Genomic DNA, 12,790 nt, shown 5'->3' on the forward strand with positions numbered 1-12,790 from the left:
ATGTGAAACGCCGGAGGCATTTTCTTCAAATTAGTGGGCTTCGACGATCGGGCCGGAGCCGCCGTTCTTGCGGTCGCGCATGAAGCGGTCGAATTCTTCCTGGTCCTTGGCGCGGCGAAGCTCGCGCACATAGGTGTCGAACTCCTCGCGCATTTCGTCGAGCTTGCGGCGTTCCTCGTCGAGGCGGGCAAGTTCGGCTTCGCGCCAGTCGTCGAAGGCGACGTTGCCGGTGCGGTTATGCGTCCAGTTGGAACGGCGACCATTGCGCTTGAAGTGAGAGCACATGCCATCCACCGTGTCGTTTGCGTCTTTCTTGAACGTCTTGAGCTTTTCGCCAAACAGAATGTAGGCGAGCATGGCCAGGCCGAGCGGCCAGAAGACCACGAAGCCAAGCACCATCAGGGCGATGGTCGCGGGCGTCCAATCCGGACGGATCATTGCAGATTGGTTCATCTTCAGGATTCCTCGCAATCATCCGGGCCGCCCATGCGGCCCGATGAAAACGATGTGGGAAGGCGCCCTTGGCTCTGCAAGACGGCCTTCCCCGGAATCGGACAAACCCTTGACTCTACGCGGTCAAAACGGCGCTGAGCACGAGATCAGGCCGACTTGCCGCCCTTGATGAGCTGCTTGACCGGCTTCACGTGCCGCGCGTGCTCGCGGTGGAAGGCGACGATGCGCGGCGCGATTTCACGGCGGAAACGCGAGCCGTTGAAGACGCCGTAGTGGCCGACATCCGGCTGCATGTAATGCATGCGCATATGGTCGGGAATGTTGGTGCAGATCGTCTGTGCCGCCTTGGTCTGGCCGACGCCGGAGATGTCGTCGTTCTCGCCTTCGACGGTCAGCAGCGCCACTTTCCTGATCGCGGTCGTATCGACGCGCTTGCCGCGGTGCATCATCTCGCCCTTGGGCAGCGCGTGCTGCATGAACACCACCTGCACGGTCTGCAGGTAGAATTCGGCGGTGAGATCCATGACCGCCAGATATTCGTCGTAGAAGTCGCGGTGCTTCTCGGCTGCGTCGCCGTCGTTCTTCACCAGATGGGCAAAGAACTCCTTGTGGGCGATCAGGTGCCGGTCGAGGTTCATCGACATGAAGCCCGAAAGCTGCAGGAAGCCCGGATAGACCATGCGCATGAAGCCCGGCTGCGGCCACGGCACCGGCATGATGACATTGTCGCGGAACCATTCGATCGGCCGCTGCTCGGCCAACTGGTTGACGCCCGTCGGATTGATGCGGGTATCGATCGGCCCGCCCATCAGCGTCATCGTCGCCGGCGACAGCGGGTCGTCCGCCGCTTCCATCAGGGCGACGGCGGCAAGAACCGGCACGGCCGGCTGACAGACACCGATCACATGGGTGTTCGGGCCGAGGAAATGCAGCATCTGGATGACGTAGTCGATGTAATCATCGAGGTCGAAGGTGCCTTCGCTGAGCGGCACCATGCGGGCGTCGATCCAGTCGGTAATGTAGATGTCGGAATGCGGCAGCAGCGCCTCGACCGTGCCGCGCAGCAGCGTCGCATAGTGGCCGGACATCGGCGCGACGATCAGAACCTTCGGATCGGCGGCGCGGCCCTTGGGCAGTGCGCGCTCGAAATGGATGAGATTGCAGAAGGGTGCGCGCCAGACGATGCGCTCGTAGACGGAGACGGAGGCGCCATCGACCTCCGTTGCAGGGAGCCCGAACTCCGGCTTGCCATAGCGGCGGGTGGAGCGTTCGAACACCTCGAGCCCGGCGGCGGCGGCGCGACCGAAATAGGTGTGCGAGACGGGGTTCATCGGATTGCTGAACGCGAGCCGCATGGCATCGGCAGCCGTGCGCCACGGCGCCATCATCGCATGGTTCAGTTCATAGAGCTGGTAGAACATGGGAAGCGTACCCCTTGGTTCAATCAACGACAACGCCGCTCCCGGTCGGACGCAAGCTTGCGATTGTTTGTCTTGGTGTCCGCAATCGCTGCCAGACTACCATTTTCTTTGTGCAGCGCAACAAATATACCCGTCTCACCTCGATACAAGGCCTCAGGCCAGAATGAATCTGGATTCCTGACGATTTGCAAACGAGCTTGTCCGAAACTGGCGGTTTTCCGCTATTTTCGTGTGTTGAGATCCGATGCCTGGCGTTTTCAAAGAAAGATCGTGGCTCCGCCGAGCGTATGTCAGCTGCGACCTCTGCGGCGATGCAACCAAGCCGCCATCGCTCACGTGCTCGCGACCTTGATGATTGCCTTGACCAGACCCGACTTTTCCTCCGCCCATCGCGGAAGGTCGGCGACCGCGCCATCCAGCGTGGTTCGGTGGGTTACCAGGGCCTCGACCGGCACAAGCCCGGACGCGATCGAAGCGACGACATGATCAAAATCCTCGCGGGTCGCGTTGCGGCTGCCGACCAGGGTCATTTCACGCTTGTGGAACTCCGGATCGGAGAAGCGGATCTCGTCCTTGACGACGCTGACGAAGACCAGCGTGCCGCCATGGGCGACATGGGCGAAGGCGGCCTGCATCGAACCACCGTGCCCGGTGGCGTCGAAGACGACGTCGAAGCCGTCCCCATCCGTCGCCGCGGCAACACGCGCCGCCGCGTCGGCATCCACGACGATGCCGTTGGCAAAGCCGAGCTTGCGGGCGGCAAAGTCCAGCCGCTCGGTGCTGGTGTCGGCGAGCACCACGTCATGGCCGGCGATGCGGGAGAAGATTGCCGTGCCGAGGCCGATCGGCCCGGCGCCGATGACCAGCGCCCGCGAGCCGGCATCCGCGGATGCGCGGCGCACCGCATGGGCGCCGATCGCAAGAAACTCCACCGTTGCCGCTGCCTCCGCCGAGAGACCCTGCGCCGGGTAAAGATTGTCCTGCGGGACAAGGATCTCTTCGCAGAAGGCGCCGTCGGTGTGAACGCCGAGAACCTTGATGGCGGTGCAGCAGTTCGGCCTTCCCTTGCGGCAGGCAACACAGGCGCCGCAGGAGAGATAGGGATTGACCACAACGGGCGTTCCGGGCGCCATCGTCGTCCCTCGCCCACCGGCAATCACGGTTGCCGAGATCTCATGACCCATCACCCTTGGATATTCGAGGAAGGGATGCTTGCCGGCGAAGATATGGTAGTCGGTGCCGCAAATGCCGACATGGCTGACGGCAAGACGGACCCAACCGTCCGGCACGGTTTCGATTGGCGTGCGGTCGACGACCTCCAGCCGACCGGGTTGCGGGCAGAGCACGGCTTTCATGGCAATTCTCTCGAATACGGCGGCGCCTAGCGGGCGCTGCGACGACGCAACTGGTCAAAATAGACGATGACGATGATCAGCGCGCCCGTGATGATGCGCTGCCAGAACGAATTGACGTTCAGCAGATTGGCGCCGTTGTTGATCGTCGCAAGGATGAACGCGCCGAGCAGCGGCCCATGCACCGAGCCGACGGCGCCGAACAGGCTGGTACCACCGATGACCGAGGAGGCGATCGCCTGCAGTTCCCAGCCCTCGGCCTGGGTGGCATTGCCGATGCCGATACGCGAGGCGAGCAGCAAGCCGACGAAGGCCGCGCAGGTCGAGGACAGGATGTAGGCGAGATAGATGGTGCGGTGGACGTTGACGCCGGAAAGGCGTGCGGCCTCGCTGTTGGAGCCGACGGCGAAGAGATAACGGCCAAAACGGCTTAGGTGTAGGAAGATATAGGCCGGGATCGCCACCACGATCACCATCCAGAACAGGCTGGGCACGCCGAGAAAATCCGCGCGGGAGAAGTTGGTGAAGGCTTCATTGGTGATCGAGATCGTCGAGCCGTTGGTGATCAAGAGGCCGATGCCGCGCAGCGAGGTCAGCGTCGCAAGCGTAATGATGAAGGGCGGCAGGCCCATGCGCACGATGCCGAAGGCGTGGAAGGCGCCGATCAGGACCCCGAAGGCGAGCGTGAGAATGATGGCGGCCCAGAGCGGTACCCCGGCAGCCAGCAACCAGGCGACGATGACGCTGGTAAAGCCGACCACGGCGCCGACCGACAGATCGATGCCGGCGGTGATGATGACGAAGGTCTGGCCGACTGCAAGGATCGCCGTCATCGCGCCTTGACGCAAAAGGTTGCTGATGTTGTTGGGCGTCCAGAAGCTGTTGGTGGCAAAGCCCAGGAGCAACCAGAGGAACAGAAGCAGCCCAAGAAGGGTGAGGCCGAACAGAATACTCACGCCCTTGCGTGGTGCCGCGCTCGCGCCGCTTTCCACCGTTTCCGCACTCATCGTCTTCCTCCCTGCATCCCCTTGAATTTCCTGGCGCGGGATGCGGGCGGAAGACCGCCCGCACATTTCCTCATCCCGCTCTTGGCGTTCACACGCCGATCGCCTGCGTCAGCACTTCCTCATGGCTCGCAGCGCGGTAGTCGTGACTGGCCACGAGCCTGCCGCGCCTGAAGACATGCAGCCGATCCGCCAGTTCGTAGACTTCCGGCAGATAGGAGGAGATCAGGATGATGCCCGCTCCCTTCTCCAGAAGCCGGGCGAACAGGCGGTAGATTTCCGCCTTGGTGCCGACATCGACGCCGACGGTCGGCTCATCGAAAATGAAGAGCTTGGCACCATGGCTCAGCCATTTGCCGATGACGATCTTCTGCTGGTTGCCGCCCGACATGGCGGACGCCAGCACGCGCCGCGACGGCGTCTTGATCTTCAGATCGCGGATCTGCCGGTCGGCATTTTCGCGTTCCTGCTGGCCGTTGATCGTCAGGCCGCGCGTCAGGCGGTTGAAAACGGGCAGGTTGATGTTGAGACCGATCGGCAGATTGAGGCACAGGCCCTGGTCGCGCCGGCTTTCCGGCGCCAGCGCGATGCCGAGATCCATGGCGATGCGTTCGCTGGCGATCTCGACCTTGCGCCCCTGCCAATAGACCTCGCCGGCGCTTGGGCGATGGCGGCCGTAGAGGCCGAGCGCGAACTCGCTGCGGCCTGCCCCGATCAGCCCGTAGAGGCCGACGATCTCGCCGGCGCGGACAGTCAGCGAGACATCCTGAAAGCCAGGACCGCTCAAGTTGCGCGTCTCGACGATGACCTCGCCGGGCGGGAAATGCTCCTTGTGATAGATCTGCTCGATGGTGCGGTTGATCATCAGGGCGATCAGCTCCGCCTCGTTGGTCTCGCCGATCCTGCGGGTGCCGACGTGGGTGCCATCACGCAGGACCGAGACGCGGTCGGCAAGCTCGAAGACTTCCTCCATGCGGTGGCTGATGTAGACGATGGTCACCCCTTCCGCCTGGAGCCTGCGGATCAGCCGGAAGAGCTGCGCGGATTCCTGGCGCGTGAGATAGGCGGTCGGTTCGTCGAAGATCAGAAACTGGGTACCGCGCATGGCGGCGCGTGCGGTTGCGACCAGCTGCTGCTGGCCGATCGTCAGGCTGCCGAGCACGGCGCCGGCCGGAAGATTGAAGCCGAGATCATCGAGCACGCGCTGCGCGGCATCGGTCATGGCCCGCTTGCGCATCAACCCGTTGCGATTGATCTCGTCGCCGAGGAACATGTTGGCTGCAACCGTCAGGTGGGCGCAGAGCACCACCTCCTGATGCACGGCGTTGATGCCGCGTTCGATGGCCTCCTGCGGCGTGCCGAGCTGGACAGGCTTGCCGCACCAGAAGATTTCGCCAGAGGTGCGCTTGATGACACCGGTCAAGAGCTTGATCAGCGTCGACTTGCCCGCGCCGTTCTCACCGACGATCGCGTGGATCTCACCGGAAAGAAAGGTCAGCGAAGCCGGTTTCAGGGCTTCCACCAGCCCGTACTTTTTCTGCAGGGCGCGCAGTTCCAGGATCGGCTCGCCCTTCGGCACCGGATGGCGCGTCGCCACCTGCAGCCCCTCGGTCCTCACGTCGCGATCCTCTTGCAACTCGGTCATCTGCGCATTCCTCCCATCGCAGAGATCGCCTGCGACCGGTCCTCGTTCCGGTCGCAGGCAGGCCGCGGCGAGCCGATGCGCCCGCCGCAGCCGTCGTTACTTGATCTTCGGGTTCAAGAGCGCGTCGATCTTCGGATCCGCCATATTGGCCTTGGTCACCAGATTGGCGCCGGTATCGACATTCGCCTCGACCTTCTCCCCCTTGGAGACGGCAAGCGCCGTCTTCACGCCATCATAGCCCATCCGGTAGGGATCCTGAACGACGAGAGCGGCCAGGACGCCTTCCTTGAGGAAGCCGACCGTCTTGTCGTCGCTGTCGAAGCCGATCACCTTGATCTTGTCGCCGAGCTTGTTTTCAGCGATCGCCTGGCCGACACCCTGCGCCATGATCAGATTGGATGCGAAGACGCCAACCAGATTGGGGTTGGCGGTGATCAGGTCGGTCATCATGTTGAGGCCGGTCGTTGCCTGGCCATCGGCGTACTTGTCGGCGACGACCTTGAAGCCCGGATACTTCGTCTTGATCTGATCGAGGAAGCCCTCGCGGCGCTGGTCGAGCGAGCCGACACCCGGGAGGTTGGTGATGATGGCGATTTCGCCCTCTTCCTTGCCGGTCATTTCCTTGACTGCGGCAGCAAGGCCATCGGCAGCGATGCGGCCGCCCTGGACGTTGTCGGTGGTCAGGAACGACGAGAATGCCTTGGAGTCGGCGGCGGAATCGATCCCGATGATCGGAACGGCCTTGGCGGCTTCATCGATCGGCTTGCCGAGCGCCTTAAACTCGGTCGGTGAAATGACGACGGCGGCCGGGGCACCGGCGACCGCATTTTCGAGAATGCTGATCTGGCCATTGATGTCGGATTCGGCCTGGGCGCCGAGTTCCGGCACGTTGACGCCGAGATCCTTGCCCGCGGCGCGCGCGCCGGCCAGCACGATCTGCCAATAGAAGGACGTGGTGTCCTTGACGATGATCGGGATCGTCACGTCCTGCGCGAAGGATGCGACCGGCGACAGGCCGGCGATCATCGCAGCGCCGGCCAAGGCGGTGAAGGTACGACGGGTAAGGCTGCTCTTCAGAATGCTCATCCCAGGTTTCTCCTCTCAGTGCACCCTGTTCCACTTCTTGGAGATCGATCGCAGGTGCTGGCTTACCGACCTTTTATCGATAAAAAACATATTGGAATGCTAATACGACAATTCCGGCTTGGCAAGCTGCCGGAAAGGCATTTCAAACGGCGCATCGATGCCGTCGGTCAAACCCGAACCGGCTCGTCCCCGAGCTCCGGCGCGACCAGCGTAAACGGCTCGAAGGCGGCAAAATCGGCGGCGGAAAACCGATGTTTCGTAAGGGCCATGTTGCGCGTCAGGCTCCCCGGCTTGGCCGTGCCGACGAGCACCGAGGCAACCAAAGGACTGGCCAATGGAAACTGCATGGCGGGTGCGGCAAGCGGCACGTTCATGCCGCGGGCGACCACGTCCATGGCACCGACCTTTTGCCGGATATCTTCCGTTGCCGGCATATAGTCGAAATGCGCGCCCTCGACCGGTCCGGTCGCCAGGATGCCCGAATTGAAAACACCGCCGACAACGAGGGATGTCTGCTTCTTCTCACAGAGTGGCAACAGCTCGGCCACGGCCGAGCGGTCGAGCAAGGTGTAGCGGCCGGCCAAAAGGATGCAGTCGATATCGGCCTCACGCATTACATCGAGGCAAACCGGAACCTCGTTCACGCCGAGGCCGAAAGCGGAAATCGCGCCTGATGACTTCAACTCATCCAGCGCCTTCAGACCGCCATCCAGCAATTGTCGGAGATAGACGGCATTGCGGGCGGCACCGTGGGTATAGACGCCGATATCGTGCACATAGAGGATGTCGATGCGGTTGAGCCCGAGCCGCGCGTAGCTGAACTCGACGGAGCGCATGATGCCATCGTAGCTGTAGTCGTAGGCAACGTCGAAATTGAGCGGCTTCACATAGGAATAGTCCGGCACCTTGCCTTCCGGCACCGGATAAAGGAGCCGTCCGACCTTGGTCGACAGCACGAACTGATCGCGCGGCTTGTCACGCAGGAAATCGCCGACCCGGCGCTCAGCAAGGCCCAGGCCATAGAACGGCGCCACGTCGAAGTAGCGCATGCCCGACTGCCAGGCGGCGTCCAGGGTCGCCATCGCCGCATCGCGGGTGCACTCGCGGTAGAGGCCGCCAAGCCCGGCGGCGCCGAAGCTGTACTCGGTCACCGACAGGTCGGTTCGACCGATCCGTCTCGTCTGCATTCCCCGTCTCCTCCTCCAAGGATGCCAGTCGCCGCGTATCTAGAGCGTTGCGCCCAGATGCCAGGGCACGAACTCGTTGTCGCCGTAGCCGAAAAGCTCGCTCTTGGTCTTGCGGCCTGAGGCAGTCTCGACGATCAGGTCGAAGATCTCGCGACCGAGCCCGGCAATCGTCGCGTCTCCCGAAGCGATCACGCCGCAATCGATGTCCATGTCCTCTTCCATCGCCCGATAGAGCGCCGTGTTGCTGGTGAGCTTGATCGACGGTGCCGGCCGACAGCCGAAACAGCTTCCGCGCCCGGTGGTAAAGGCAATCACGTTGGCGCCGCCGGCGACCTGCCCGGTGGCCGATACCGGATCGTAGCCGGGCGTATCCATGAAGACGAGCCCGTGTTCGGTTACGCGTTCGGCATAGCGATAGACAGCGTTCAGCGGCGAGCGCCCGCCCTTAGCGACGGCGCCGAGCGATTTTTCGAGAATGGTCGTCAGACCGCCGCGTTTGTTGCCCGGCGAAGGATTGTTGTCGAGCGAGGCGCCATGCATCGCCACGTATTCCTCCCACCAGGAGATCAGCCCGTCGAGTTTCACCGCCACCGCTTCATTCGCCGCGCGGCTGCGCAGCAGATGCTCGGCACCATAGATCTCCGAGGTCTCAGAGAGGATCGCGGTGCCGCCGGCGGCGGCAAGGATATCGACGGCAGCCCCCAGCGCCGGGTTGGCGGTGATGCCTGAAAGCCCGTCCGACCCGCCGCACTGCAGGCCGACGATGATCTCGCTGACCGGGATGGCGATACGGCGCGCCTTGCCGACCTCTGCCGCGATGTCCTCGAGAATGCCGAGCGCCCTTTCGACCGAACGGCGAGAACCGCCGGCCTCCTGAATGTTGAAATGGCGCTTCTCGGCGCCGGCGCCGCTCTGGCCGTAGAGCGTCAGCTGGTTGACCTCGCAGCCGAGGCCCACCATCAGCACGCCACCAAAATTGACGTGGCGGGCGTAGCCAGCGAGCGTGCGATGCAGATTGGCCATGCCGTCGCCGGTCGACGACATGCCGCAACCCTGATCGTGCACGATCGGCACGAAGCCATCGATGCCGTCGTACTTCGGCAGGATGCACCGGTTCGCCTCTTCGGCGATGGCACGACAGACCGTGGTGGAACAGTTCACGCTGGCGACGACACCGATGTAGTTTCGCGTCGCGGCACGACCATCGCCACGGCGATAGCCCATGAAGGTGCGCTCCCGGTCAGCGTCGCTTGCCGCCTGCGGCGTCCCTTGCGGGCCGATCGCCAGGCGATCACGGTCAAACGCAAGATTGTGGGAATGCACGTGGTCGCCCGGCGCGATATCGACGGTCGCGCGCCCGATCGCCTGGGCGTACTTGACCACCGGTTCGCCGGCGTGGATCGCGCGGATCGCGATCTTGTGTCCCGCATCCACCTTCACCGCCGCGCGGGCGCCGTTCGGCAAAGCCTCACCCGCGGCGATCGCCAAGGTCGCCACGACGACGTTGTCCTCCGGTGAAAGCAGGATGGTGGACGGCGCAGACACCGATCTTCTCCCTGTTTGTTAGGATCAGCCTTTCTGTCTTTTATCTACAATAGACAGATTTCCGTCAATGGGTATTATAGCGAAAACATCGGCGAGACCGACGGGCCGACGGCCGGGGCAAACGGGAGGAACAGATGTCGACGACAGACGCAGACAAAACCGGTTCGCCGCGATAGAGGAGCGTCGCTGATAAACGCACAGATTTCTCGACCGGTCGGACATCGCCCATGGCAAAACAGAACACCGTCTTCAAGGATGCCTATAACCGCTGCCTGAAGCTTCTGGCGGACACATCCTCCCTGCCCTCCGAGCCGGAGCTCGGGCAGGTTCTCGGCGTCAGCCGGACGACGGTGCGCGCCATCCTCAGCCGCTTCGAGGAACTGCAGCTGATCGCCTGGGACAAGCGCAAGAAGAACGTGCTGCGGCAGCCCCGGCCCGACGACTACTTTCCGACGGAAGAAACCGATTCGCTTGCCGAGATTATCGAGCGTAGCTTCATGCGCCGGATCTTAGCCGGTGGCGCCGAGCCCGGCATGCAGATCAACGAGCTCGAACTGGCGCGCGAGATCGGCACCGGCACCACCAGCGTGCGCGAATTCCTGATCCGCTTCAGTCGCTTCGGCCTGATCGAGAAACGGCCGAACAGCCACTGGATCCTCAAGGGCTTTACCCGGGAATTCGCACTCGAGCTGACGGAGGTGCGCGAAATGTTCGAGCTGCGCTCGGCCGCGCGCTTCGTCGCGTTGCCCGACGACCACCCGGCCTGGGCCGAGTTGACCCAGATCGAGGCGCTGCATCGGGGGATTCTGGCGGATATCGACAACCGCTACCGGGAATTCTCCGAACTCGACGAGAAGTTCCACCTGCTGGTGCACAAGGCGTCCAGCAACCGCTTCATCGTCGATTTCTACGACGTCATCGCGATCGTCTTCCACTATCACTACCAGTGGAACAAGACGAATGCCCGTGAGCGGAACGCCCGCGCGCTGGAGGAACATCTCGCCTATATCGAGGCACTGCGCTCCCACGACCCGGCAAGGGCCGAACAGGCCTGCCGGCGACATCTCCAGTCCGCGCGCGAAACTTTGCTTCAATCCATTCCATAGCCAGCTATCGGAGCCAATGCATGCCGACGCCGATCGTGCAATTCGGAACGAGCCGCTTTCTTCAGGCGCATGCCGACCTCTTCGTCAGCGAAGCGCTGAAAAGTGGAAAGGCTGCAGGGCCGATCACGATCGTGCAGACGACAGGGTCTCGCGAGCGATCCGGACGGCTTGCAGCGCTTGCCCGTCCCGAAGGCTTCCCGGTTATCGTCCGGGGCATCCAAGGTGGAGAGTGCATCGACACGATCCAGCAAGTGACCAGCGTGGCGCGGGCGCTTTCGACGGCCGGAAACTGGAACGAGGTCCGGGCGATCGTCGCCGAGGAGGTCGAGATCCTGATCTCCAACACCGGCGATACGGGCTACCAGGTCGGCGACGATGATCTCGTGTCGAACATACCCCTTTCCTTTCCCGGCAAACTGCTTCTGCTGCTGAAAGCGCGCTTCGACGCGGGTGGGCGTCCGCTGACGATCCTTCCCTGCGAGCTCGTGTCGCGCAATGGCGACGTGCTGAAAGCACTGGTGCTGCGGCTTGCGGCGGAACGGGTCGAAGACGGCGCCTTTACCGACTGGCTGAACACGTGTGTCATCTGGGGCAACACGCTTGTCGACCGCATCGTCTCCGAGCCGCTGGAGCCTGCCGGTGCGATCGCCGAACCCTATGCGCTGTGGGCGATCGAAAATCGGTCCGGATTGCGGCTGCCTTGCATCCATCCCTGCGTGAAACTGGTTGATGACCTGACGCCCTACGAGAAGCTGAAGCTTCACATCCTCAACCTCGGTCATACCGTTCTGGCCGAACTCTGGCTCAAGGGAGGGCGCGACCGGAACGAGACCGTTCGAGAGATCCTGGCAGATACCGACGTCGCGGCGCATCTCGACCGCATTTACGGAGCGGAGGTGATCCCGGCTTTCGCTGCGAGGGGCCTGGAAAGGGAAGCTGCAGACTATGTCGCCGCGACGCTCGAACGCTTCAGAAACCCGTTCCTCAACCATCGCCTCGGCGATATCGCCAATCATCATCGCGAGAAGATCGAGCGGCGGATCGCCGATTTCCAGCGTTGGAGCCCGGGCGTGTCAATGCCTGAGCTCGCGGCAATCTGCGATCAGTAGCCGGATTCGTGCTTCTTTGGCGCTGGCGCAGTCTCGCCGAGAAATGCCTGCTTCAGCGCCGTCGTTGCACGCACGAGCGACGTGACGTCGGTGCCGATCGCCATGAAGTCGGCGCCCATCTCGCGGTAGTCGCGCGCCTGATCGAGATCGAGCGTCATGATCCCTCTCGCCTTGCCGGCCTTCTTGATGCGGTCGAACGCATCAGCGATCGCCGCCCGTACCTCCGGGTGGCCCGGCTGGCCGAGATAGCCCATGTCGGCGGCAAGATCGGAAGGGCCGATGAACAGGCCGTCGACACCATCGAGTGCGGCAATTTCATCGATCGCGGCGAGACCCGCCCGGCTTTCGATCTGCAGGATCAGGCAGATTTCGTCGCTGGCGGTCTGCAGATAGTCGCCGATGCGACCGAACTCAGAGGCTCTGCCGAGCGCGGCGCCGACGCCGCGAACGCCATGCGGCGGGTAGCGTGTGGCGCGGACCAGTTGCTGTGCCTGCGCCAGGCTCTCGACCATCGGGATCAAGAGGGTCTGCACGCCGGTATCGAGGATCTGCTTGATCAGCACAGTGTCTCCGACCGGCAGGCGAACCATCGGATGGCTGGCCGATGCCGAGACCGCACGAAACTGCGCCGAAAGCAGCGGGATATCGTTTGGCGCATGCTCGCCATCGATGAGCAGCCAGTCATAGCCGCTGCCGGACACCACTTCGGCGGCATAGGGGCTAGCAAGCGCGACCCAGAGCCCGAGCTGGAAGCGATTTTCGCGGATAGCCGCCTTGAAAGGGTTCTTCGGTGCCGGCATGGGTCGTGTCCTCCTGCAATGCGACGGGACAAGCGACATGCCTCAGTCCCGCACCCACGAGGTTCTACCGGCAAAGAAAAAA

11 protein-coding genes are annotated in these 12,790 nt (G+C 63.0%); 2 read left to right on the forward strand and 9 right to left on the reverse strand.

What is annotated here, in order from left to right; genetic code table 11:
• Window positions 1-30: 30 nt before the first annotated feature.
• The 8 genes from C1A35_RS30190 to C1A35_RS30225 all read right to left on the reverse strand — a co-directional run bounded on the left by C1A35_RS30190 (window position 31) and on the right by C1A35_RS30225 (window position 9,693).
• Complete coding sequence (locus C1A35_RS30190; protein WP_104667929.1) at window positions 31-453, reverse strand: DUF2852 domain-containing protein; 423 nt, start codon at window positions 451-453, stop codon at window positions 31-33.
• A 146-nt stretch (window positions 454-599) separates the two neighbouring features.
• Entirely contained in the window at window positions 600-1,874 is a 1,275-nt protein-coding gene (gene phaZ, locus C1A35_RS30195; protein WP_104667930.1) for a polyhydroxyalkanoate depolymerase, read from the reverse strand.
• A 332-nt stretch (window positions 1,875-2,206) separates the two neighbouring features.
• Window positions 2,207-3,229: a zinc-binding alcohol dehydrogenase family protein gene (locus C1A35_RS30200; protein WP_104667931.1), complete on the reverse strand. Its 1,023-nt coding sequence runs from the start codon at window positions 3,227-3,229 to the stop codon at window positions 2,207-2,209.
• A 26-nt stretch (window positions 3,230-3,255) separates the two neighbouring features.
• Window positions 3,256-4,233, reverse strand: coding sequence for an ABC transporter permease (locus C1A35_RS30205; protein ID WP_104667932.1), 978 nt, complete (start codon window positions 4,231-4,233; stop codon window positions 3,256-3,258).
• A gap of 88 nt (window positions 4,234-4,321) precedes the next feature.
• Window positions 4,322-5,875, reverse strand: a complete 1,554-nt coding sequence (locus tag C1A35_RS30210; protein WP_104667933.1) for a sugar ABC transporter ATP-binding protein — start codon at window positions 5,873-5,875, stop codon at window positions 4,322-4,324.
• A 96-nt stretch (window positions 5,876-5,971) separates the two neighbouring features.
• Window positions 5,972-6,961, reverse strand: a complete 990-nt coding sequence (locus tag C1A35_RS30215; protein WP_104667934.1) for an ABC transporter substrate-binding protein — start codon at window positions 6,959-6,961, stop codon at window positions 5,972-5,974.
• A gap of 167 nt (window positions 6,962-7,128) precedes the next feature.
• Window positions 7,129-8,148 carry an aldo/keto reductase gene (locus C1A35_RS30220; RefSeq protein ID WP_104667935.1) on the reverse strand — a complete coding sequence of 340 codons (1,020 nt, stop codon included), beginning with the start codon at window positions 8,146-8,148 and terminating at the stop codon, window positions 7,129-7,131.
• A 39-nt stretch (window positions 8,149-8,187) separates the two neighbouring features.
• Window positions 8,188-9,693 (reverse strand): UxaA family hydrolase, encoded by a 1,506-nt coding sequence (locus C1A35_RS30225; protein ID WP_104667936.1) that lies wholly within the window; start codon window positions 9,691-9,693, stop codon window positions 8,188-8,190.
• A gap of 227 nt (window positions 9,694-9,920) precedes the next feature.
• Between C1A35_RS30225 and C1A35_RS30230 the strand changes: the two genes are divergently transcribed.
• Window positions 9,921-10,799, forward strand: a complete 879-nt coding sequence (locus tag C1A35_RS30230; protein WP_104667937.1) for a GntR family transcriptional regulator — start codon at window positions 9,921-9,923, stop codon at window positions 10,797-10,799.
• Window positions 10,800-10,819: 20 nt separating this feature from the next.
• Window positions 10,820-11,908, forward strand: coding sequence for a D-mannonate oxidoreductase (locus C1A35_RS30235; RefSeq protein ID WP_104667938.1), 1,089 nt, complete (start codon window positions 10,820-10,822; stop codon window positions 11,906-11,908).
• Here C1A35_RS30235 and C1A35_RS30240 read toward each other — a convergent pair.
• On the reverse strand, window positions 11,902-12,708 hold the full coding sequence (locus tag C1A35_RS30240) for an aldolase/citrate lyase family protein (RefSeq protein WP_104667939.1): 807 nt from the start codon (window positions 12,706-12,708) through the stop codon (window positions 11,902-11,904). The two genes, C1A35_RS30235 and C1A35_RS30240, sit on opposite strands and share 7 nt — an antisense overlap.
• Between the last annotated feature and the right edge of the window lie 82 nt (window positions 12,709-12,790).

Source organism: Ensifer adhaerens (assembly GCF_002940685.1).
GTDB classification, from domain to species: domain Bacteria; phylum Pseudomonadota; class Alphaproteobacteria; order Rhizobiales; family Rhizobiaceae; genus Ensifer; species Ensifer adhaerens_E.